Source organism: Amycolatopsis sp. 3B14 (genome assembly GCF_050958625.1).
GTDB classification, from domain to species: Bacteria; Actinomycetota; Actinomycetes; order Mycobacteriales; family Pseudonocardiaceae; genus Amycolatopsis_E; species Amycolatopsis_E thermoflava.
In genome coordinates, this window is sequence record NZ_JBHZEN010000005.1 from 1 (window position 1) to 21,506 (window position 21,506).

General features: G+C 71.3%; 20 protein-coding genes and 1 pseudogene. 13 read left to right on the forward strand and 8 right to left on the reverse strand.

The genetic code is table 11. The features are described 5' to 3' along the window. Nucleotides 1-412: 412 nt before the first annotated feature. From ACCP09_RS03520 to ACCP09_RS03530, 3 genes are read right to left on the reverse strand one after another with little or no spacing between them, the layout of a single operon-like run. A complete protein-coding gene (locus ACCP09_RS03520) occupies nt 413-1,894 on the reverse strand; it encodes a 1,4-alpha-glucan branching protein domain-containing protein (RefSeq protein ID WP_433743117.1) in 1,482 nt (493 codons plus the stop codon). Then, nucleotides 1,891-2,658: a class I SAM-dependent methyltransferase gene (locus tag ACCP09_RS03525; RefSeq protein ID WP_433743119.1), complete on the reverse strand. Its 768-nt coding sequence runs from the start codon at nt 2,656-2,658 to the stop codon at nt 1,891-1,893. Before ACCP09_RS03525 ends, ACCP09_RS03520 begins: the two co-directional genes overlap by 4 nt. 22 nt (nt 2,659-2,680) lie before the next feature. Next, the gene (locus ACCP09_RS03530; RefSeq protein WP_020422728.1) at nt 2,681-3,490 is read right to left on the reverse strand and encodes an ATP-binding protein; all 810 of its coding nucleotides are present in this window, start codon (nt 3,488-3,490) and stop codon (nt 2,681-2,683) included. Nucleotides 3,491-3,632: 142 nt separating this feature from the next. On the opposite strand from ACCP09_RS03530, the gene ACCP09_RS03535 reads away from it, so the two are divergent. After that, on the forward strand, nt 3,633-4,061 hold the full coding sequence (locus tag ACCP09_RS03535; RefSeq protein ID WP_027931957.1) for a hypothetical protein: 429 nt from the start codon (nt 3,633-3,635) through the stop codon (nt 4,059-4,061). Here the strand turns inward: ACCP09_RS03535 and ACCP09_RS03540 are convergent. Together ACCP09_RS03540 and ACCP09_RS03545 are read right to left on the reverse strand one after the other, a co-directional pair. Further along, nucleotides 4,021-4,191, reverse strand: a complete 171-nt coding sequence (locus tag ACCP09_RS03540; protein WP_017987410.1) for a hypothetical protein — start codon at nt 4,189-4,191, stop codon at nt 4,021-4,023. The two genes, ACCP09_RS03535 and ACCP09_RS03540, sit on opposite strands and share 41 nt — an antisense overlap. Nucleotides 4,192-4,262: 71 nt before the next feature. After that, nucleotides 4,263-5,105 (reverse strand): DegV family protein, encoded by an 843-nt coding sequence (locus tag ACCP09_RS03545; RefSeq protein WP_123683578.1) that lies wholly within the window; start codon nt 5,103-5,105, stop codon nt 4,263-4,265. A 213-nt stretch (nt 5,106-5,318) separates the two neighbouring features. On the opposite strand from ACCP09_RS03545, the gene ACCP09_RS03550 reads away from it, so the two are divergent. The 3 genes from ACCP09_RS03550 to ACCP09_RS03560 all read left to right on the forward strand — a co-directional run bounded on the left by ACCP09_RS03550 (nt 5,319) and on the right by ACCP09_RS03560 (nt 7,925). Further along, a complete protein-coding gene (locus ACCP09_RS03550) occupies nt 5,319-6,104 on the forward strand; it encodes an electron transfer flavoprotein subunit beta/FixA family protein (RefSeq protein WP_027931955.1) in 786 nt (261 codons plus the stop codon). An 18-nt stretch (nt 6,105-6,122) separates the two neighbouring features. After that, nucleotides 6,123-7,079, forward strand: coding sequence for an electron transfer flavoprotein subunit alpha/FixB family protein (locus ACCP09_RS03555; protein ID WP_027931954.1), 957 nt, complete (start codon nt 6,123-6,125; stop codon nt 7,077-7,079). Between the two features lie 81 nt (nt 7,080-7,160). Further along, entirely contained in the window at nt 7,161-7,925 is a 765-nt protein-coding gene (locus tag ACCP09_RS03560) for a class I SAM-dependent methyltransferase (RefSeq protein ID WP_027931953.1), read from the forward strand. Here ACCP09_RS03560 and ACCP09_RS03565 read toward each other — a convergent pair. Further along, on the reverse strand, nt 7,903-9,051 hold the full coding sequence (locus tag ACCP09_RS03565; RefSeq protein WP_433743123.1) for a mechanosensitive ion channel family protein: 1,149 nt from the start codon (nt 9,049-9,051) through the stop codon (nt 7,903-7,905). The two genes, ACCP09_RS03560 and ACCP09_RS03565, sit on opposite strands and share 23 nt — an antisense overlap. 188 nt (nt 9,052-9,239) lie before the next feature. On the opposite strand from ACCP09_RS03565, the gene ACCP09_RS03570 reads away from it, so the two are divergent. The 8 genes and pseudogenes from ACCP09_RS03570 to ACCP09_RS03605 all read left to right on the forward strand — a co-directional run bounded on the left by ACCP09_RS03570 (nt 9,240) and on the right by ACCP09_RS03605 (nt 18,265). After that, nucleotides 9,240-10,019, forward strand: a complete 780-nt coding sequence (locus ACCP09_RS03570) for a GNAT family N-acetyltransferase (RefSeq protein WP_123683576.1) — start codon at nt 9,240-9,242, stop codon at nt 10,017-10,019. Next, complete coding sequence (locus tag ACCP09_RS03575; RefSeq protein ID WP_433743125.1) at nt 10,016-10,882, forward strand: lysophospholipid acyltransferase family protein; 867 nt, start codon at nt 10,016-10,018, stop codon at nt 10,880-10,882. Before ACCP09_RS03570 ends, ACCP09_RS03575 begins: the two co-directional genes overlap by 4 nt. Nucleotides 10,883-11,100: 218 nt before the next feature. Continuing rightward, a pseudogene (locus tag ACCP09_RS03580) lies at nt 11,101-12,452 on the forward strand (MFS transporter). Between the two features lie 27 nt (nt 12,453-12,479). Further along, entirely contained in the window at nt 12,480-13,676 is a 1,197-nt protein-coding gene (locus ACCP09_RS03585) for a cysteine desulfurase family protein (RefSeq protein WP_123683574.1), read from the forward strand. Continuing rightward, nucleotides 13,676-14,764 carry a tRNA 2-thiouridine(34) synthase MnmA gene (mnmA, locus tag ACCP09_RS03590; protein WP_433743128.1) on the forward strand — a complete coding sequence of 363 codons (1,089 nt, stop codon included), beginning with the start codon at nt 13,676-13,678 and terminating at the stop codon, nt 14,762-14,764. The genes ACCP09_RS03585 and mnmA overlap by 1 nt, the downstream gene beginning before the upstream one ends. 106 nt (nt 14,765-14,870) lie before the next feature. After that, a complete protein-coding gene (locus ACCP09_RS03595) occupies nt 14,871-15,218 on the forward strand; it encodes an STAS domain-containing protein (protein WP_433743130.1) in 348 nt (115 codons plus the stop codon). A 71-nt stretch (nt 15,219-15,289) separates the two neighbouring features. Beyond that, nucleotides 15,290-16,333 carry a chemotaxis protein CheB gene (locus ACCP09_RS03600; RefSeq protein ID WP_433743132.1) on the forward strand — a complete coding sequence of 348 codons (1,044 nt, stop codon included), beginning with the start codon at nt 15,290-15,292 and terminating at the stop codon, nt 16,331-16,333. An 18-nt stretch (nt 16,334-16,351) separates the two neighbouring features. Beyond that, entirely contained in the window at nt 16,352-18,265 is a 1,914-nt protein-coding gene (locus ACCP09_RS03605) for a CheR family methyltransferase (protein WP_123683571.1), read from the forward strand. On the opposite strand, the gene ACCP09_RS03610 is transcribed toward ACCP09_RS03605, so the two are convergent. Both ACCP09_RS03610 and ACCP09_RS03615 read right to left on the reverse strand, forming a co-directional pair. Then, nucleotides 18,225-18,992: an ATP-binding protein gene (locus ACCP09_RS03610; protein WP_433743134.1), complete on the reverse strand. Its 768-nt coding sequence runs from the start codon at nt 18,990-18,992 to the stop codon at nt 18,225-18,227. The two genes, ACCP09_RS03605 and ACCP09_RS03610, sit on opposite strands and share 41 nt — an antisense overlap. A gap of 69 nt (nt 18,993-19,061) precedes the next feature. After that, nucleotides 19,062-19,673: a TetR/AcrR family transcriptional regulator gene (locus ACCP09_RS03615; protein WP_027931942.1), complete on the reverse strand. Its 612-nt coding sequence runs from the start codon at nt 19,671-19,673 to the stop codon at nt 19,062-19,064. A 76-nt stretch (nt 19,674-19,749) separates the two neighbouring features. Here ACCP09_RS03615 and ACCP09_RS03620 point away from each other — a divergent pair, with 76 nt between their 5' ends. Continuing rightward, on the forward strand, nt 19,750-21,483 hold the full coding sequence (locus tag ACCP09_RS03620) for an ABC transporter ATP-binding protein (RefSeq protein WP_433743137.1): 1,734 nt from the start codon (nt 19,750-19,752) through the stop codon (nt 21,481-21,483). Nucleotides 21,484-21,506 lie beyond the last annotated feature (23 nt).

Here is a 21,506-nt window from a genome sequence, read left to right on the forward strand (position 1 = left end):
GGGACGGCGTCCGCGAGCGCATGGCAGGAGGTTACTCGGGGGTCGAGTGAGAACTGAGCGGCCCGGGGACGGGCGGTGGGGGGGGGGGGTGCCGGGCTGGGGTGGTGGGTGGTCCGGGTGGGGGGGCAGGTTGCCGGGTGGCTGGGCGGGCGAGGGGAGTGGCGGGGTAACCGGGTTGGGGTGGTGGTTGGTTTGGGTTGTGGGGCAGGTTGCCGCGTGGCTGGGCGGGCAGGGGGAGTGGTGGGGTGGCCGGGTTGGGGTGGTGAGTGGTTCGGGTCGTGGGGCAGGTTGCCGCGTGGCCCAGCGGGCAGGGGGAGTGGCTGGGGGCCGGGCCGGGGCGGCGAGTGGTGTTGTCCGCAGCGGGGAGTCGATACCAGCCGGCGACGGTTCAGGTTGTCCGGTTGGCGAGGCCTCAGAGCTGCCGCGCATCCAGTTGCCCGAAGGGGTTGTCATCCCGCGCCCAGCGCTCCACCGACGGCGGGAGCGGGCCGCGGCCGATCAGGCTTGCCAGTTCGTCGAAACGCGCGGTGTGCACGGCCGCCCGCCGGCGGGCGTAGTCCGCCGCGGAGTCCTTCGTCACCATGAACGCCCAGTCGCTCGACAGGGCCATCGTCGCCTCGCCGACTGCCCAGTCCGCCACCCGGTCGCGCGTCTCGGCGCGGGGGAGGGCCAGCAACCGCTGCTGCAGCGCCGCGTTGTCCGCCACCATGTCGGCCACCTGCTCGCCGTCCCAGACGCGCCAGTCCTTGCCCGAACCCCACGACGACGCGGGCAACTCGACGGGCGCACCGACGAGCCCCGCGGAAACCGCGCCCTGCAGGGTCGTCACCCGCACGCCCGCCTCCGGCAGCGCCCGCAGCACGCCTTCCAGCCACGCCGGGCCCTCGTGCCACCAGTGACCGAACAACTCGGTGTCATAAGCCGCCACGACCAGCGCTTCCCGGCCGTGCAAAGAACGCAACGCACGCAGCCGCGACACCACCGTCTCCACGAAGTCCTTCACGTGCGCCCGCAGGGTGTCCGCCGCCAGCGCCGGGTCGTACGGCGCCTTGTCCGAGGGCTCCACCTGCTTGCCCGTCACCCGCGACGGCTTCAACCCCACCTCGTGCGCCCACGTGTGGAAATCCCGGTAGTTCGCGTGCCCCGGATAACCCGCCCGCGGCGACCACACGCGGTACGTGACCTCCAGATCCCGCCCGAAGCACAACACGTCCGTCGAACCCACCGGCCGCGCGAACGCCGTGTCCCCGTGCAGCGACGGGCCGTCCACGAGGAACCGCCGCACACCGGCCGCCGCGTAGTCCTCCTCCATGCCCGGCGCGTAACCGCACTCCGGCGCCCAGATGCCCGCCGGCCGGTGCCCGATCCGCAACTCGGTGTCCGCCAGACCACCACGCAACATGAACGACCGGACCCGCGGCTGGAGCAACGGCTGGAACGGGTGCGCGTACGGGCCGCCGAGCAACTCCACCACGCCCGAGTCCACAAGGGACCGCAGCACCGGCGAAAACCCGTGCCGCCACCGCGTTTCGAAGTCCTCCAGCGACCGCGTCGCCGTGCGGTACTCCGCCGCGGCCAGCTCCCGCAGCAACGGGTCCTCCCGCCACAGCGTCCCGGCCTGCACCGTCCGCAACTGCCAGTGCCCGAGCCATTCGTGGAACGCCCGCAACGCGTACGGGTCGTCCAGCTGGGCCGCGAGCACCGGCGTCACCCCCAGCGTCAGCACGTCCCGCCTGCCCTCCGCCGCGAACCGCCGAAGCAGGTCCACCACCGGCAGGTACGAGTGCGCCCACGCCTGGTACAGCCACTCCTCGCCGACCGGCCACGACCCGTGGTGCGGCAGCCACGGCAGGTGGCTGTGCAGCACCAGGCAGAACGTCCCCTCCCCGGTCACGGCCGCACCGCCACCGCGACCAGATCCAGGCTCTCGTCCACGCGCTCGCCGTGGATCTCGAAGTCCGACGCGCGGATCGCCGCGACGTCTGCCAGCAGCTCCGGCGGCCACGGCGCCTGCCCCGGCAGGTGTCCCATCACGACCTCCAGCTGCGCGTCGATGATCGACCCGCCGTACCGCGCGTCCAGCTCCCGCACAGCCGGCCCGTGGTGCAGGCCGTGCATCAGCTCGACCGCGAAACCCGCCTCGCGCAACAGCGAATCCAGCTCGTCCGCCGCGAGTTCCCTGGTGTGGAACGGGTTCAGGGGCGTGTCGCTGTCCGGGGTGAACGTGATCCGGTTCGGTGTCGTCACGAGCAGCCGCCCGCCCGGCCGCAGCACGCGCAGGCACTCCGCCAGGAACGCGCCCTGGTCCCACAGGTGCTCGATCACCTGGAAGTTCGCGACCACGTCGACGGATCCGTCGCGCAGCGGCAGCCGCACCAGGTTCCCCCGGGCTGTCCACACCTGGGGATAACGCCGGGCGACGTGCTCGGTGGTCGGCTGGTCGTAGTCGAGCGCGAGCACCGCTTTCGCCGTCGACGCGATCAGCCCGGCGCCGTAGCCCTCACCGCAGCCGGCTTCCAGCACCACGGCGCCGGCGCACCACGGCAGCAGCGCGTGGTAAGCCGCCTCGTGCCGCCGGAACCAATAATTCTCCTCGGCGATGCCCGGGACCGTGCGTTCCCCGGTCAGGTGCAGTGCTTCGGCGCGCGACGTACTCACCCCGGCGACACTACTGGGTGAGTCAGGGCCACTTCCGCAGCACGACCGACCACGACGAGGCGTCGACGCGGAACTCGGGCACCGGGTTGCCCGCCTTCGCCATCGCCGAGCGGATCCGGAAGATGCCGCGGCCGAAGCGGTTGACGTACCCCAGCGCCTTCATCGCACGCGCCAGGTTGGGGTTGCGGTAGTCGTGCACGCGGTCGAAGTTGTCCGGCCGGACCTGCCCGTACGGGCCGCCCGGGTTGGTCACCTCGATGCGGTCGTCGAACCAGCTGATCCGCACCGGCGCGTGCGAGGTCTCGTAGTTGCGGTGCATCACCGCGTTCATGCACGTCTCCCGCAGCGCCTCCAGCGGGTAGTCCGGCAGCTGCTCCTCGCGGAAGCCCTCGCCGTCGGCCAGCCGCGTCCGCAGGTGGCCGCTGAGCAGCGCGCTCAACCGCACCGCGGTCTCCACCAGGTTGCCGCGCAGCTCCTGCTGGTCGGCGACCGGCGCGTCCGGGTCCAGGCCCTGGTAGCGGACGAACTGGACGTACGCGCCGGGCACGTGCGCGCTCGGGTCGCGCCCGATCGTCAGCACGCCGAGCGCGGTCGGCACCCCGCCCGGCGTCGTGAGCCGCAGCCACGCCAGGTCCTTCTCGACCGGACGGGAATTTTCCTCCAGCGCCTCGCTGGCCACGAACGACGGCAGGTAGGTGGTGCGGAACAGGCGCACGTCCAGGTCGGCCTCGGTCGCGGTCGCCACCGGTCTGCTGTCGAAGGGCGCCGCGGCGAAGCGGCGGAGGTCGGGCTGGATGTGCTGGTCGTCCCGGACGCTCGTAGCCGTGTGCACCGTGACGGCTCCCCTCAGTAGCAGCAGTGCGAGCTGAGGCGTAACCCTATCGGGTGAGCAAGCTACTCCGTTACGGTTCCGGTGGAAACGATCCAACAACTTCCGGCTGTCACGTTCCGGACGGCTGCGCAGTCCTCATGGCATGCGACTCGGAATTCTCACACTGCTCGCGCTGACCGGCCTCGTGGTGGGCTTCTGGGCAGCGGTCCTGCCGGAGAGCTTCTACGGCGACTTCCCGGTGATCCGGCCGAGCTGGGTCTCGCTGGACGGCCCCTACAACGAACACCTGATCCGCGACGTCGGCTCGATGTTCCTGGCGCTCGGCGCGGTGACGATCGGGGCGATCGTCGTGCGGACCACGACCGCCGCGCGCCTGGCCGGTGTCGCGTGGCTGGTCTTCTCGGTGCCGCACGCGATCTACCACCTGATGCACCTGCACGTGTTCCAGCCGCTGGACCAGGTGATCAACGCGGTCGCGCTGCCCGGGCTGGCCCTGCTGGCGCTGGCGGTCGTGGTGTGGCCGGGGAAGGTCAGTACGGCCGGCGACCGTGCCCGCTCACGCGTGCCTTGAGCTTGGCGATGGCCGACTTGGCCTGCGCGCGGCGGCGGGGGTCGTTGGCGAACTGCTGCGCCTGCCGGATGGCGCGCTTGCCCTGCGGGGAGTTGGCGAATCGGGCGATCTTGTTGAACAGCGAAGCCATGTCCGTCCTCCGGGGCGGTATGCCGGTTTCGTCACCGGGTCAACGGACGGGTTACCCCGCTGGTTCCACGGTTACCCTGGCGAGACCGTGATGCTCAGCGCACCGGGGCCGACGTGCGCGCCGATCACCGTGCTGGCCTCGACGATGCTCAGCTCGGTCACGTTCGGGATCCGGTCGCGCAGCTGCTGCACCAGCATCAGCTCGCGCTCGCTGGGACGGAAGCAGGAGATCGCCAGGTCGGTGGGCAGGTTGCCGGCCCGTTCCGCGGCCAGGTCGACGAGCTTCGCCAGCGCCCGCCTGCTGCCGGCGGCTCGCGTGAGCGGGGCCACCTCGCCGTCACGCACGGTGAGCAGCGGCTTGATCGACAGCGCGGTGCCGAGCAGCGCGGTCGCGCTGCCGATCCGGCCGCCGCGGCGCAGGTACTCCAGCGTGTCCACGTAGAGCAGTTCGCTGCTGGTGGCGAACCGCCGCTGCGCCGCCTCGATCACGCGCTCGACCCGTCCGCCCGCCGCGGCGGCCCTGGCCGCGGACAGCACGGCGAAGCCGAGGCTCATCCCGGTCGTGCCGCTGTCCAGCGGGTACACCGGGATCTGCACCTGCCGTGCCGCCTCGCGCGCGGACGCCAGCGTCGCCGACATGCGCTCGGAGATGTGCAGGCTGACGATCGCGCTCGCACCTGCCGCGGCGGCGTCCTGGTAGGCCCAGAAGAAGGCGCCGGGATCCGGCGGGTTCGTGCTCACCCGCTGCCCGGACTTCAGCGCCTCGGTCAGCTCGCCGCGGTCGAACCGGTTCTCCTCGTCGACCTGGTCGCCCACCTGCAGCTGCAGCTGGATGACCGTGATGTCCCACTGCCTGCGCAGCTGCTCCGGCAGGGAGGCGGTCGAGTCGGTCACAACGGCGACGTGGTTGGGCACGGGAAGTCAGGTTAGACCGAACGCACCATCCGGGGTAACCCATCCGCGCAAGCGTCCACTCGGAGTAGCCTGGGCGCATCGGAGATAAAGCTGAACGATCGTCCCGATAAATCGGGATTCCGGGTGAATGCCGTCACCTCGGGGCGCGTCGGGGCTGAAATCTCCCTACGCTACCGACCAGTAAGGCTGGTTCAGGGAGGTCGAAGGGGACCAATGACGAACATTGTTGTCCTGGTCAAGCAGGTGCCGGACACCTATTCGGAGCGCAAGCTCTCCGACGGTGACCACACGCTCGACCGCGAGTCCGCCGACGCCGTTCTCGACGAGATCAACGAGAAGGCGGTCGAAGAAGCGCTGAAGATCAAGGAAGCCGGCGAGGGCGAGGTCACCGTGATCTCGGTGGGCCCGGACCGCGCGACCGACGCCATCCGCAAGGCCCTCTCGATGGGCGCGGACAAGGCCATCCACGTCTCGGACGAGGCCCTGCACGGCTCCGACGCCGTGGCCACCGCCAAGGTGCTCGCCGCCGCCGTCGGCAAGGTCGAGGGCTTCGACCTGGTCATCGCGGGCAACGAGGCCTCGGACGGCCGCGCCGGCGCCGTTCCCGCGATGCTGGCCGAGCTGCTCGGGCTGCCGCAGCTGACCCAGGTCCGGTCGCTGACCGTCGAGGGCACCACCGTCAAGGCCGACCGGGAGACCGACGACGGCCTGACCCACCTCGAGGCGAGCCTGCCCGCGCTGGTGAGCGTCACCGAGAAGATCAACGAGCCGCGTTACCCGTCCTTCAAGGGCATCATGGCCGCGAAGAAGAAGCCGGTGGAGACCCTCACGATCGCCGACCTCGGCGTCGACGCGGGCGCCGTCGGCCTCGGCAGCGCGCTGTCCACTGTGGTCGAAGCGGCCCCGAAGCCCCCGCGCACCGCGGGTGAGCGCGTCGAGGACGAGGGTGACGGCGGCAGCAAGATCGCCGAGTACCTGGTCGGCCAGAAGATCATCTGAGGCAGGAGCAACGGAGCAATGGCTGAAGTTCTGGTTCTCGTCGACCACCTCAACGGCGAGCTGAAGAAGACCACGTTCGAAGCGCTGACCGCCGCCCGCGAGCTGGGCGAGCCGTCGGCCGTCGTCGTCGGCGCCCCGGGCACCGCGGGCAAGTTCAAGGAGCAGCTGGGCGCCTACGGCGCGCAGAAGGTGTACGTGGCCGAGTCCGAGGACGCCGCGAACTACCTGGTGACCCCGAAGGTCGACGCGCTGGCCAAGCTGGTCGAGCAGGCCTCCCCGGCGGCGGTGATCGTCACCGCGTCCGCCGAGGGCAAGGAGGTATCGGGCCGTCTGGCGATCCGCGTCGGCGGCGGCCTGATCTACGACGCCGTGGGTGTCAACTCCGACGGCACCGTGGAGCAGTCCATCTTCGGTGGCGCGTACTCGGTGAAGTCCAAGGCCCAGGGCCTGCCGATCATCTCGGTGCGCCCGGGGGCGGTCGAGGCTTCGCAGGCCGAGGGCGCGGCGGCCGAGGAGGCCGTCGAGCTGCCCGCGGTGGACGCCGCCAAGTCCGCGAAGATCACCGGTGTCGAGCCGGTCGTCGGCGGTGACCGCCCCGAGCTGACCGAGGCCACGATCGTGGTGTCCGGTGGCCGCGGTGTCGGTTCGGCCGAGAAGTTCGAGGTCGTGGAGAAGCTGGCCGACTCGCTCGGCGCGGCCGTCGGCGCGTCGCGTGCCGCGGTCGACTCCGGCTACTACCCGGCCCAGTTCCAGGTGGGGCAGACCGGCAAGACCGTGTCGCCGCAGCTGTACGTCGCGCTCGGCATCTCCGGTGCGATCCAGCACCGGGCCGGCATGCAGACCTCGAAGACCATCGTCGCGGTCAACAAGGACCCGGAGGCGCCGATCTTCGAGATCGCCGACTTCGGTGTGGTCGGCGACCTGTTCAACGTCGCGCCGCAGCTGACCGAAGAGGTCACCAAGCGCAAGGGCTGAGGGTTCGCCTGATGCCTCACGGGCCACCGCCGGAAGTTCCCGGCGGTGGCCCGTCGGCGTTTCCGGGCCTACCGTTCCCCCGTGGACGCCTGGACCGCCGGCGGCGCGTACGAGACGTACATGGGCCGCTGGAGCGCGCTCGTGGCGGAGCAGTTCCTGCGCCGCCTCGCCGTGCCGGGCGGGAAGCGGTGGCTGGACGTCGGCTGCGGGACCGGGGTGCTCACCGATGCCATCCAGAAGAGGCGGCCGCGGCTCGTGGTCGGGATCGATCCGTCGGCGGGGTTCCTGTCCGCCGCGCGAGCCCGTCGCGCGGGTGTGTTCGTCCGGGGTGACGCACGGGCGCTTCCGGTGCGGGACAACAGTTTCGACGCGGTCGTCAGCGGGCTCGCGCTCAACTTCGTGCCCGGCCCCGCGGCCGCGATCGCCGAATTCGAGCGGGCCGCGGCGCCCGGCGCCACCGTCGCCGCCTACGTCTGGGACTACGCGGACGGCATGGGGATGCTGCGGACCTTCTGGGACGCGGCCGTCGAGCTGAACCCGGCCGCCGCCGAGCTCGACGAGGGTCGCCGCTTCCCGTTGTGCCATCCGGAGGTCCTTGCGCGGCTGTGGGCCGGCCTGCACGAGGTGACCGTCGCCGCCGTCGACGTGGACACCACGTTCGCGGACTTCGACGACTACTGGACCCCGTTCCTGAGCGGCCAGGGACCGGCCCCTGGCTACGTGGCCACGCTGGACGACCAGCGGCGCGACGCCCTCCGCGATCTGCTCCGCGAACGCCTGACCGGCACCGGACTCACCGCGCGCGCCTGGATGGTGCGTGGCGTCAAGCCTTCCCCGGGCCGTTGAACGCGTGCTCCCGCACCAGGCCGTCCACGCTGTCGCCGAAGACGCGGGCGTCGTGGTCGGGCGCGCTGTCCTCCGCACGCCTCGCGGGAGTGCTCGGCACTTGCTCGGCGCGCAGTCGCGGCACGGCGTAGGGGTGCTTACCGCGGACCCACCGCACCAGCTGCTCCCGGACCAGGCAGCGCAGGTCCCACAGCGTGCCGGCGTCCACCGCGCTCACCAGCGCCCGCACGCGCACCAGGGTGTGCGTCGCGTCGGTCACCTGCAGCACGCTCACCCGGCCGTCCCACAGGTCGGTCGACTCCAGGATCCGCCGCAGCTCGTCGCGCATCTCGTCGACCGGCATCGTCCAGTCGACGTCCAGCTCCACCGTCCCGAGCAGCGCGGCGTCGCGGCGGGTCCAGTTCTCGAACGGCTGCGACATGAACTGCGCGGTCGGGATGACCAGCCGCCGGTCGTCCCACAGGTGCACCACCAGGTAGGTCAGCGTGATGTCCTCGACGCGGCCCCACTCGTTCTCCACGATCACGACGTCGTCCAGCCGGATGGCGTCGCTGAACGCGATCTGCAGACCGGCGAACACGTTGCCCAGCAGTGACTGCGCGGCCAGCGCGGCGATCGCGCCGATGACCCCGGCGGAGGCCAGCAGGCTGGTGCCCGCCGTGCGCAGCCCGGGGAACGTCATCAGCATCGCGCCGAGCGCGATCACCGCGATCGCGGCGACGATCACCCGCCGCACCAGCCGGATCTGCGTCTGCATGCGCCGCGCGTGCCGGTTGTCGGCGACGTCGACGCGCCACCGGCCGAGCATCGTCTGCTCGACCGCGGTCAGCACACCGGCCAGCAGCCACGCGCCGGTGCCGATCAGCGCCAGCGTCAGCACGTGCGAGGTGGCGTTGCGCCAGGACCCGGTGGGCAACGCGACGAGCACGGTGATGCGCAGGACCACCATCGCGCCGAACCACCGCAGCGGCGCGTGGATGTGCTCGGCGAGCTCGCCGAGCACGGTCGCGCGCTGACCGAGTCGTCGCAGGACCCGCCGCAGCACGTACTCCACGGCCAGGAACAGGCCGAACACCACCGCCGCCACGCCGAGCGCCACCACGATCCGCAACCAGCTGCCGGACATCCCTCTCACTTCCGGTCGGCACCACGTTCCGTGGGGCCATACCCCGATCGTGTCGATCTCATGACTTGAGCCCGATCACGCGCGGCTTCCTGAGAGAACCCTGAGAACCCGCGGTTCATCCAACGTGCACGAGGTGGTCACGCGATGAACCTCCTGGCGGTTTCCTTCCCGCCGGTACACCTACAGGCATGACGCGGTCCCAGTTGCTCGTCAGCACCGACAGCCAGGACGGCCAGCTGCCCGATGGCGCTGCCCGCTACTCCCTCCTCGTCGCCTACGACAACGACGAAGTGGTTGCCGCCCAACGGCTCCGCTACCAGGTCTTCGCCGAGGAGATGGGGGCCACCCTGCACTCCGCGCCCGGCGTGGACGCCGACCGGTTCGACGAGTTCTGCGACCACCTCGTGGTGCGCGACGACAACACCGGCGAGATCGTCGGCACCTACCGGATGCTCCCGCCTGGACGCGCCGAGCGGGCCGGCGGCCTGTACTCGGAAACCGAGTTCGACCTGTCGAACCTCGCCGGACTGCGTGGCTCCCTGGTCGAGACCGGCCGCTCCTGCGTGCACCCCGACCACCGCACCGGCGCCGTGGTGAGCCTGGTGTGGGCCGGGATCGGGCGGTACATGCTGCTCTCCGGCCACCGCTACCTCGGCGGTTGCGCTTCGGTCCCGCTCACCGACGGCGGTTCCTACGCCGCGGGCGTGTGGGATCTCCTCCGCGCCAAGCACTACGCGCCCGAGTCGCAGCGCGTGAGGCCGCTGAACCCGTGGCAGGACGCGGACATCGCCCGCCCGGCTCGCGCGTTGCTGCCGCCGCTGATCAAGGGCTACACCCGCCTCGGCGCGAAGGTGTGCGGCCCGCCCGCGCACGACCCGGACTTCGCCGTCGCCGACTTCTTCACCCTGCTCGACCTGCAGCAGATGGACGAGCGCTACCTCAAGTTCTTCCTCGGGAACCAGGCATGAGCCACCCCTGGATGCCCGCTTCGCCGTGCGGCGACGGGTGCCTGACGCCGGGCGCGCCGTTGGTCGGCGGGGTGCGGCGGGCGCTGCGGTTCACCGCCGCTGTCGGCGTGGTGCTACTGGCTTTCGGCGCCCTGCCTGCGATGTTCGTGCCGCGGTGCCGGGATTCGGTGGTGCGACTGGTGTTCCGCGGCGTGCTGCGGGCGTTCGGGGTACGGCTGGTGGTCCGGGGCGAGCCGCTGGACGGCGGCGGCCGCGGAGCGCTGGTGGTCAACAACCACATCTCGTGGCTGGACATCGTGGCGGTCAACGCGGTGCGCCCGATGCGCGCGCTGGCGAAGCGGGAGATCGCGGGCTGGCCGGTGCTGGGCACGCTCGTCGCGCGCGGCGGCAGCATCTTCCTGGACCGCGAACGGCTGTCGACGCTGCCGTCCACGATCGACGAACTCGCCGCCGCCCTGCGGGCCGGTTCCCTGGTGAACGTCACGCCCGAAGGCACGACCTGGTGCGGGCTGGCGTCCGGCCGGTTCCGCCCGGCGACCTTCCAGGCCGCGATCGACGCCGGCGTCCCGGTGCGGCCGCTGGCGCTGCGCTACCGGATGGCCGATGGCCGCGAGACGACGCAGCCCGCGTTCATCGGGCCGGAGTCGCTCGTCGACTCGCTGAAACGGGTCGCGGCGTTGCGCGGGTTGGTGCTCGAGGTGACCGTGTGCGGGGAGATCGCCCCGGGGCGTGCGGGGGACCGGCGGGAGCTGGCTGCGCTGGCGGAGGCTTCGGTGCAGGCTGCGTTGGGCAACGGGTGGTTGGGGCGAGGCGCTACGCGCGTGTCTGAGGAGCGCCGGCTTCGCTTCGCTACGCCCGGATGAGAAGTGCCCTTCCGAACCCGATCTTTCAGTGTTCGGTTGCCGAGACACCGCGTCAAGGCGGGAAAGCGTGCCTTGACCCGGTGGCTCGGCAACCGATTTGGCTGGGGATCGGGTTGCGGGAGGGGAGTGGTTCGGGGGTTGGTGCGTTTCGTTGCCGGGTGGCGGTTTTGTGGCTTCTTTCTTGACCTCCAGTGTGGTGGAGGTGTCAGCCTGAATTCATGATCGTCGAAGCCCGGGCTCGGGGCGTGTTGTGGACGGCCGAGCACCGGACGACCACCGTGGCCAGCCTGCTCGTCGTCACCCTGATCGCGTTCGAGAGCATGGGCGTCGCCACCGCGATGCCCACCATGGTCGCCGACCTGGCGGGGCAGCGCCTCTACTCCTGGCCGTTCACCGCGTTCCTGGTCGCCAGCGTCGTCGCGACCGTGTTGTCCGGGCGGGTCTGCGACCGCCGCGGGCCCGCCGTCCCGATGGTCGCCGGGCCCGGACTGTTCCTCGCCGGCCTGGTCGTCGCCGGAACCGCCACGGACATGGGCTTCCTGCTCGCCGGCCGAGTTCTCCAGGGGCTCGGCTCGGGCACCGTGCTGGTCGCCGTCTCGTTGCTGATCGCGCTCGTCTACACCGACCGGGAACGACCGGTCATGTATGCGGCCAACGCGGCGGCCTGGGTGCTGCCGGCCGTCGTCGGGCCGACCGTCGCCGGCCTCATCACCGAGCACCTCGGCTGGCGCTGGGTGTTCCTCGGCCTCGTGCCGCTGGCGCTGGCCGGCCTGCTGATGCTCATCCCGGTCGCGCGACGGCTCACCCACACCACGGGCGCCCAGCAACGTCGCGCCGGGATCGTGGTGGCCCTCGCCGCCGCGGCCGGGGTCGCCGCGTTGACCTGGGCCGCCCAGCACCCCAGCCCGGCCGCGCTCGGCTACGGCGCGGCCGGTCTCCTCGCGCTCGCCGTCGCCGTCCGCCGCCTCGTGCCGCCGGGGACGGTCACCGCGCGGCCCGGCCTGCCGACGGTCGTCGCCTCCCGCGCGCTGCTCGGCGGCGCCTTCGCCGGGATGGAGGCCTCCTCCCGCTGGCCATGGCCACCGTCCACGGCTACAACCCGGTGCTGGCCGGGCTCCCGCTGACCGCCTCCGCGCTCACCTGGTCCGCGGCCTCCGCCGTGCAGGGCCGACACCCGGACTGGTCCCGCGAGAAGCTGCTGCGCGCCGGGTTCGGGATGGTCGCCGTGGCCGTGCTGCTGTTCGGGTTCGTCGCGCAGCCGTGGTTCCCCGGCTGGCTCGCGTTCGTCGCGTGCCTGGTCGGCGGGGCGGGCATGGGCATCGCCTACCCGTCGATCTCCCTGCTGTTGCTGCGGTTCTCACCCGAGCACGAGCGCGGGTTCAACACCTCGGCCATGCAGCTGGGCGACTGGGTCACCTCGGCGCTCACCGTCGGCTTCGGCGGGGTCCTGCTCGGCCTGCTCGCCTCGGCGGCCGAACCCGCACCGGCCTTGGGTGTGCTCGCGCTCACGCTCGCCGCGCTCGCCGTGGTGGGCGTCGTCATCACCCGGCGGTGGCCCACACGCGAGTGATACCGCACGGTCTACCCTGGTAGTGCGATGACCTATCTCGACCACGCGGCGACCACCCCGATGTCGCCGTCCGCCATTGCGGCGATGAGCGAGGCGCTGTCCACGGTGGGCAACGCCAGCTCGCTGCATTCCTCCGGCCGCCGCGCGCGGCGGGCCGTCGAGGAGGCGCGGGAGGTCATCGGCGAGGCGCTGGGCGCCCGTCCGTCCGAAGTGATCTTCACCGCGGGCGGCACGGAGAGCGACAACCTCGCGGTCAAGGGCATCTTCTGGGCGCGCCAGGGCGCCGACCCGAAGCGCCGCCGCGTGCTGGCGAGCGCGGTCGAGCACCACGCCGTGCTGGACGCGGTGCAGTGGCTGGCCGACCACGCACAGGCCGAGGTCACCTGGCTCGACGTGGACGAGCACGGCCGCGTGCTGCCGGAGACCCTGCGCAAGGCCATCGAGGCCGACCCGGACGACGTGGCCCTGGTCACCGTCATGTGGGCGAACAACGAGGTCGGCACGGTCAACCCGATGGCCGAGCTCGCGGCGATCTGCGCGGAGCACGACATCCCGCTGCACACCGACGCCGTGCAGGCCGTCGGCGGCGTCCCGGTGCACTTCGCGGACAGCGGCGTCAGCGCGCTCACCCTCACCGGGCACAAGCTCGGCGGGCCCTACGGCGTCGGGGCGCTCGTGCTGTCCCGCGACACCGAGTGCGTGCCACTGCTGCACGGCGGCGGCCAGGAGCGCGACGTCCGCTCCGGCACGCTCGACGTGCCCGCCATCCGCGCCTTCGCGACGGCCGTCGAGGAGGCGGTGCGCGAGCAGCCCCGCTACGCCGAGCGGGTCGGCGGCCTGCGGGACGCGCTCATCGAGGCCGTCCGGCGCGAGGTGCCGGACGTGATCCTCAACGGCATGCCGACGGGCGAGGGCAGGCTGCCCGGCATCGCGCACTTCACGTTCCCCGGCTGTGCGGGCGACAGCCTGCTGATGCTGCTGGACGCCAAGGGCATCGAGTGCTCGACCGGCTCGGCGTGCACCGCGGGGGTCGCCCAGCCCAGCCACGTGCTGCTGGCGATGGGCGCCGACGCCGCGTCGGCCCGCGGCTCGCTGCGGTTCTCGCTCGGCCACACGTCCACTCCGGACGACGTGGACGCGGTGGCGCGGGAGATCGCGGCCGTGGTCGCGCGGGCGCGGCAGGCCGGGCTGTCCGGGCTGCGCAAGAACAAGCAGGAGGTGTGATGCGGGTACTGGCCGCGATGAGCGGGGGAGTGGACTCGGCCGTGGCGGCGGCCCGCGCGGTGGAGGCCGGGCACGACGTGGTCGGCGTGCACCTGGCGCTGTCGGCCAAGCCGGGCACCCTGCGCACCGGTTCGCGCGGGTGCTGCACGATCGAGGACTCGCACGACGCGCGCCGCGCCGCGGACATCCTCGGCATCCCGTTCTACGTCTGGGACTTCGCCGAGCGGTTCACCGAGGAGGTCATCGAGACCTTCGTCGGCGAGTACGCCGCCGGCCGCACCCCCAACCCGTGCGTCACCTGCAACGAGAAGATCAAGTTCGAGGCGCTGCTGGAGAAGGCGATCGCGCTCGGCTTCGACGCCGTCGCCACCGGCCACTACGCCCGGCTGTCCGTTGTGGACGGTGTGCCGGAGCTGCGCAGGGCGGTCGACCCGGACAAGGACCAGTCCTACGTGCTGGCCTCGCTGACGCCCGAGCAACTGCGCCACTCGATGTTCCCGGTCGGCGACACCCGCAAGCCGGACATCCGCGCGGAAGCCGAGCGGCGCGGCCTCGCCGTCGCCCGCAAGCCGGACAGCCACGACATCTGCTTCATCCCGGACGGCGACACGAAGAAGTTCCTGGAGAAGCGCCTCGGCCAGCGGCCCGGCGACCTGGTGGACGCCGAGACCGGCGCCGTGCTCGGCCGCCACACCGGCGTGCACGGCTTCACCATCGGGCAGCGCAAGGGCCTCGGCATCGACCGCTCGGTGCTGGACGGCAAGCCGCGGTACGTGCTGGCACTGGAGCCGGTCTCCGGCACGGTCAAGGTCGGCTCGGCCGACGCGCTCACCGTCCGCGAGATCCGCGCCGACCGCCCGGTGTGGCCGGCGGAGCCGCTCGACGGCCCGACCGAGTGCGTCGTCCAGGTCCGGGCGCACGGCGGTCTCGGCGAGGCCGTCGCCGAGGTGGACGGCGACCAGGTGCGGATCCAGTTGCGTGAACCGCTCACCGGCGTCGCGCCCGGTCAGGTCGCCGTGCTCTACCGGCCGGACGCGGCAGGCGACGTCGTGCTGGGCAGCGCGAAGATCGCGGCAACCGACGGGTAACGCCCGATCCAGTGAACTGGGTGGCTGTTCGGTTTAGCCCGGTGGCGCTAGCATCGTGGTCCGGTTCCGGCCGGAGACGCGACCATGTGCCGAGGGGGCGAACCTGGTGTCCGACGAGCCGCGCACGCCGCTCACCGAGCGTCTGCTGGACCTCGCCGTCGAGTACCGGTCCGGGATGTCCGTCGTCCACGCGACCGGCGAGATCGACCTGTCCACCGCGCCGCGGCTCGCCGAGGCACTCGCCGAACAACCCGGGACCGTCGTGCTCGACCTGACCCGGGTCGCGTTCCTCAGCGCCGCCGGTGTGCAAGCCATGCTCGAGGTGCGCGGACGTGGGCGGGAGCTGCGCCTGGTCGCGCCGCGCAGCTGCCGCGCGGACCGCGTCCTCGACCTCACCGGCCTGACCTCGATCCTGCCGCGCTACGAGTCCGTGTGCGAGGCCGTGGCTCCATGATCTGCTGACCACCGCGAAAGGGGCTACCGTCGGAGGTGCGGACTCGGGACCCTCGCGGAAGGCGCATTCTGGTGGCCGAACGGTTCAGGGACATCGTCGTCGTCGGCGCTTCGGCCGGCGGAGTCGAGGCGCTGCGCAGTTTCGCCGGTGGTCTCCCCGGGGACCTGCCCGCCGCGGTCCTGGTCGTGCTGCACCTGCCGCCCGGCGGCGCCAGCGCGCTGCCTGCGATCCTGAGCCGGTCCGGCTCCCTGCCCGCGGTGGCGGCCCGCTCCGGCGAGCCGTTGCGGCACGGGCGGATCTACGTCGCCCCGCCGGACCACCACCTGCTCGTCGAGGACGGCGCGTGCCGGCTCTCGCGCGGTCCCACCGAGAACGGGTACCGGCCCGCGGTCGACGCGTTGTTCCGGTCCGCGGCCCTCTCGCACGGTCCCGCGGTGATCGGCGTGGTGCTCTCCGGTTCGCTCGACGACGGTTCGACCGGGCTGGACACCATCAAGTCCCGCGGCGGGCTCGCGATCGTGCAGGACCCGGAGGACGCCATCTACCCGGCGATGCCGGAGAACGCGATGGCCAGGGTGTCCGTGGACCACGTGGTCCGCGCGGTGGAGATCGGCCGCGTGCTGGCCGACCGGGCGCGGGAGCCGGTCGAGGTGCGTGACGGCGAACCCCTGCCCCTGATCGAGGAGATCGAAGCACGCATCGCCCGGTCCGACGGTGCGGGCAACGCGGTGTCGCTGGAGGTGCTCGACGTGTCCGAGCCATCGGGCCTCGCTTGCCCGGACTGCCAGGGTGTGCTGTTCTCCCTCGACAAGGAGGGCACCCGGTACCGCTGCCGCGTCGGCCATGCCTGGACGGCGAAAGCCCTCTTCCAGCAGCAGTCCCGCGACATCGAGCAGGCGCTGTGGGCGGCTCTGCGCGCGCTCGAGGAGAAGCGGGACCTGGCGGGCCGGATGACGCAGGACGCCGAACACCGCGGTTACCCCCTGGTCGCCGGGCGTTACTCCCGGCACCGCGACGAAGCGGGCCACGCGGCGACGGTGCTGCGGAAGTTCCTGTTCGAGGGGCTGCCCACCGTGACGGACCTGCCGGACGGCGCCTCGGACGAAACAGCCTGACCTTGTAAGGTCCGCAACGTGAACGAGCAGATCGAGCCTGCGACGGACGAGGGTTTCGAGGCCATCCTCGAATACCTCAAGGAAACGCGCGGATTCGACTTCACCGGGTACAAGCGCAGCAGCCTCATGCGCCGCGTCGGACGCCGGATGAGCGTCATCAGCTGCGAGGACTACGGAGACTACCTCGATCACCTGCAGGCCAACAGCGACGAGTTCGGCGCGCTGTTCAACACGATCCTGATCAACGTCACGAACTTCTTCCGCGACCCCGACGCGTGGGACTACCTGCAGTCGGACATCGTGCCGATGATCCTCGCCGAGCGCTCGCCCGACGACCAGATCCGGGTGTGGAGCGCGGGCTGCGCCTCCGGCGAGGAGGCCTACAGCCTGGCCATCGTGCTGGCCGAGGTGCTGGGACTGGAGCAGTTCCGGCAGCGGGTCAAGATCTACGCGACCGACGTCGACGAGGAGGCGCTGGCCCAGGCCAGGCAGGCCGCCTACACCGCGAAGGACATGGAAGACCTTCCGTCGGAGTACGTGCAGCGCTACTTCGAGCACACCGCGGGCCGGTACGTCTTCCACAAGGACCTGCGGCGGTCGGTGATCTTCGGCCGCAACGACCTGGTCCAGGACGCGCCCATCTCCCGCATCGACCTGCTCGTCTGCCGCAACACCCTGATGTACTTCACGGCCGACACGCAGACGAACATCCTGCGGAAACTGCACTTCGCGCTCGTGCCGCGCGGGGTGCTGTTCATGGGCAAGGCCGAAATGCTGCTGTCGCACAGCCGCATCTTCGACCCGGTGAACCTGCGGTACCGGATCTTCCGCAAGGTGCCGACCGGGATCCAGAACACGTCGCCGTTCGGCCACCCGCTGATCCCGGAGCGCCGGAGCTCGCTGGAACAGGTCGACGAGCTGCGTGCCCTCACCTTCGACTCGAACCCGGTCGCGCAGGTCGTGGTGACGGCCGACGACGCACTCGCGCTGGCCAACCAGCAGGCGCAGCAGATCTTCACCCTGACCGATCGCGACATCGGCCGCCCTCTGCGCGACCTGGAGATCTCCTACCGGCCCGTGGAGCTGCGGTCCTACATCGAGCAGGTGCGCAACGAGCGGCGAGCCGTGCGGGTCAAGGACGTGGAGTGGCAGCGCGGACCGGGTGAGGTGCTGGCGCTGGAACTGCACATCAGCCCGCTGATCTCCCTGTCCGACGACATCCTCGGGGTGTCGGTGGTGTTCCACGACGTCACCACGAACCACCGTCTGCTGGCCGAGCTGGCGACCGCGAACCGGCAGCGCGAGAACGCCTACGAGGAGCTGCAGTCCACCACGGAGGAACTGGAGACGACGAACGAGGAACTGCAGTCCACGGTCGAGGAGCTGGAGACGACGAACGAGGAACTCCAGTCCACCAACGAGGAACTGGAGACCACGAACGAGGAACTCCAGTCCACCAACGACGAGCTGCAGACGATCAACAACACGTTGCGGGACCGCACCAGCGAACTGGACGACGTCAACGAGTTCCTGGAGTCGGTACTGACCTCGCTGCAGGCCGGCGTCGTGGTGGTGGATCAGCAGATGCGCGTGGTCGCCTGGAACGCGGGCGCGGAGGACCTGTGGGGACTGCGCTCGGAGGAGGCCGAGGGCGAGCACCTGCTGAACCTCGACATCGGGCTGCCCGTGGCGGAGCTGCGCCCGGTCGTGCGGCCCGCCCTCGCCGACGCGTCCTTCACCGAGCAGATCGTGCTCGAGGCGGTCAACCGGCGCGGCCGTTCGGTCACCGTCCGGATCGCCTGCGGCGCGTTGCGTAACCGCCGCGGTGAGTCGGCGGGCGCGATCCTGGTGATGGAAACCCTCGACGGGATTTCGGACGCGCTGCCGGAGGTCAAACAGGGAACGGCGCGAGGCGACGGGGACCGACGCTGAGCACGGCCCAGACGACCTTCCCGCCGTCCTGGGCGGGGGAGCAGCCCCAGGCCCGGGACAGGGCGGCGATGACCTGCAGGCCGTAGCCCTGCAGCCGGCCGCTCGGCCGCTGGCGCAGGACGGCCGGGTGCGGGTCCTCGTCCCGGACGGCGATGGTCAGGTAACCCGTGCGCAGCTCGAGCCGGACCTCCAGCGCCGTGCCCGCGTGCGTGATCGCGTTCTCGACCAGTTCGGTGGCGATGCCGAGCGCGTCCTCCAGCCGGTGCCGGATGTTCCAGTCGCGACAGGTCTCCTGGACGAACGCCCGCGCGCCGTGCGAACTGCTGGGGAGCGGGAGGAAGACGGCATTCCGCCGTCGCCGGGGCGGCGGCTCCGCCACTGCCTCGATCGCCGCGTTGAGGGAGGTGTGGACCGGGACGAACCGGCGGATGGCGCTGCCTGCGATCATCCGGTGCCGCTCCGGGTCGTGCGCGACGAGCAGCACCGGCACGGACGGCCACTCGTCGGTGCGCATCCGGACGGCGGAGAAGACCGCCAGCGCGGGCTCCCCGGCGATGTCGAGGTCGTCGAGCTGTGCGATCAACGCCCGCGGCTGGTCCAGCGTGAGCTTGATCAGGTTGTCCCGGAGTTCCCCGTAGGTCCGGGCGTTCAGCCGGCCGGCGAGGTCGACGACGGTGCACCCGGCGACTTCCCGTTGCCGGATCAGGACCCGTCCAGCGGTGCTCATTTTCCCGACACCGCCTCCACACTTCTCGTCGGTCGTGTCAGCGGGGTGGTTACCCCGCCGGAGGGCCGGTCATTCCTCCCCATCGAACTCCTTGTGCGCCAATCCGCGCAACAGGGGGAGGAAGACTTCGTCGACAATCTCGGTAATCGTTTTCTCGTCGATTTCCCCGTGGTGGAAGATTGCTTCGGCACGGACGAGGTCAAGGGGGACGCGTGCGACGCGCGGGGTGATCTCGACGGGCGGGAGTTCGCCGCGTGCCACGGCTCTGCGCACGATGGTTTCGAAGGTGGGGCGGTGTTTCGCGGCCGCTATCTGCTTCAGCAGCAAAGCGAAAACCTCCGGGTCCCGGAACGTTTCGCTCATCAGTCCGGCCAGCACATCGCGGGGCGTGTCGTGAAACCGGTGCACCAATCGATGCAGGAATGCCAGCAAATCCGAGCGGAGGTCACCGAGGTCGGGCGGGTTGTCGGCGTCCGGGATGCGACGGCGCCACGCGGCGAGGACCAGTTCGGGGCGTCCGGGCCAGCGCCGGTAGACCACCGGTTTGCTGGTGCCCGCGCGGGCCGCGACGCCTTCCATGGTCAGTCTCGCGTACCCGACCTCGACGAGTTCGGCCCACGCCGCGTCCAGGATCGCGGCCTCCAGCTCGGCCCCGTGGCGCCTCGACTTGGGCTCCGGCACCCACCCTCCTAAAAAACGTTGCGTTTCTTACGGGCGTAGCCTACACAGTGGATACCGACCGTTCCTAGGGGGAATCGTGCTCAACCGGATATTGCGGACATTCCTACGTCCGTACTGGCGAGCGCTCGCCGCGGTGGTGGTGCTGCAGCTCGCGGGCACCATCGCGTCGCTGTACCTGCCGAGCCTCAACGCCGACATCATCGACCACGGCGTCGCCACCGGCGACACCGGTTACATCCTCTCGGCGGGCGGCTGGATGCTGGCCGTGACGGTGTTGCAGATCGCCTGTTCCGTCGCGGCGGTGTACTTCGGCGCGCGCAGCGCGGCCGGTTTCGGGCGCGACGTGCGGGCCGCCGTCTTCCACCGGGTCGGTGGGTTCTCCGCGCGCGAGGTGGCGCAGTTCGGGGCGCCGTCGCTGATCACCCGCACCACCAACGACGTGCAGCAGGTGCAGCTGATCGTGGTGATGGGCTGCACGATCCTGATCGTGGCGCCGATCATGTGCGTCGGCGGCATCGTGCTCGCGCTGCGGCAGGACGTCGGGCTGTCCTGGCTGCTGCTGGTCGCGGTGCCGGTGCTGCTGGCGGCCATCGGGCTCGTGGTGTCGCGCATGGTGCCGCAGTTCCGGCTGATGCAGACCCGCATCGACCGCGTCAACCGCGTGCTGCGGGAACAGCTGTCGGGCATCCGCGTGGTGCGGGCGTTCGTGCGCGAGCGGGACGAGGTGCGCCGGTTCGCCGTCGCGAACGACGAGCTGACCGTCACCGCGCTGCGCGTCGGCCGCCTGCAGGCGGTCATCTTCCCGACGGTGCTGCTGGTGATGAACGCCAGCAGCGTCGCCGTGCTGTGGTTCGGCGCGCACCGGGTGGCCGGCGGCGAGATGCAGATCGGGGCGCTCACGGCGTTCCTGAACTACCTGATCCAGATCCTCATGGCGGTCACCATGGCCACCTTCATCGCGACGATGATCCCGCGCGCGTCCGTCTGCGCGGAGCGCATCGCCGAGGTGCTGGACACCGAGTCGTCGGTGCGGCCGCCGTTGCGCCCGGTGCGGGAGGTCGCCGAGCACGGCGCCGTCGAGTTCCAGGGGGTCGAATTCCGCTACCCGGGCGCGGACGCACCGGTGCTGCGGGACATCGGTTTCCGCGCGGAGGCCGGGAAGACCACCGCGATCATCGGCAGCACCGGCGCGGGCAAGACCACGCTGCTGTCGCTGGTGCCGCGGTTGTTCGACGCGACGGCAGGCCGCGTCCTGGTCGACGGCGTCGACGTGCGGGAACTCGACCCGGACGTGCTGTGGAGCCGGATCGGGCTGGTGCCGCAGCGGCCGTACCTGTTCACCGGCACCGTGGCGAGCAACCTGCGCTACGGGAAACCGGACGCCACCGACGAAGAACTGTGGCAGGCGCTGGAGATCGCGCAGGCGCGGGAGTTCGTGGCGGAGATGCCCGGCGGCCTGGACGCCCCGATCGCGCAGGGCGGCACGAACGTCTCCGGCGGGCAGCGGCAGCGGCTCGCGATCGCGCGGGCGCTGGTGCGCAAACCGGAGGTGTACCTGTTCGACGACTCGTTCTCGGCGCTCGACCTGGCCACCGACGCCCGGCTGCGCGCCGCGCTGGCCCCGCACACCGCGGATGCGGCGGTGATCGTGGTGGCGCAACGGGTTTCCACGATCGTCGGCGCCGACCAGATCGTCGTGCTGGAGAACGGGGAGATCGTCGGGCTGGGCACGCACGCGGAGCTGCTGCGTGACTGCCCCACCTACCTCGAAATCGTGGAGTCCCAGCTCACCGCGGACGAAGCGGCGTGACCAGACCAGGTTTTCCCGGCGCT

Excerpts from the sequence above, each read along its gene's own strand:
- ACCP09_RS03565 (WP_433743123.1), bottom strand. The coding sequence starts at position 9,051 with ATGTCCGGCAGCTGGTTGCGGATCGTGGTGGCGCTCGGCGTGGCGGCG.
- ACCP09_RS03535 (WP_027931957.1), top strand. The coding sequence starts at position 3,633 with ATGCGACTCGGAATTCTCACACTGCTCGCGCTGACCGGCCTCGTGGTG.
- ACCP09_RS03575 (WP_433743125.1), top strand. The coding sequence starts at position 10,016 with ATGAGCCACCCCTGGATGCCCGCTTCGCCGTGCGGCGACGGGTGCCTG.
- ACCP09_RS03550 (WP_027931955.1), top strand. The coding sequence starts at position 5,319 with ATGACGAACATTGTTGTCCTGGTCAAGCAGGTGCCGGACACCTATTCG.
- ACCP09_RS03610 (WP_433743134.1), bottom strand. The coding sequence starts at position 18,992 with ATGAGCACCGCTGGACGGGTCCTGATCCGGCAACGGGAAGTCGCCGGG.
- ACCP09_RS03540 (WP_017987410.1), bottom strand. The coding sequence starts at position 4,191 with ATGGCTTCGCTGTTCAACAAGATCGCCCGATTCGCCAACTCCCCGCAG.
- ACCP09_RS03570 (WP_123683576.1), top strand. The coding sequence starts at position 9,240 with ATGACGCGGTCCCAGTTGCTCGTCAGCACCGACAGCCAGGACGGCCAG.
- ACCP09_RS03555 (WP_027931954.1), top strand. The coding sequence starts at position 6,123 with ATGGCTGAAGTTCTGGTTCTCGTCGACCACCTCAACGGCGAGCTGAAG.
- ACCP09_RS03585 (WP_123683574.1), top strand. The coding sequence starts at position 12,480 with ATGACCTATCTCGACCACGCGGCGACCACCCCGATGTCGCCGTCCGCC.
- mnmA (WP_433743128.1), top strand. The coding sequence starts at position 13,676 with ATGCGGGTACTGGCCGCGATGAGCGGGGGAGTGGACTCGGCCGTGGCG.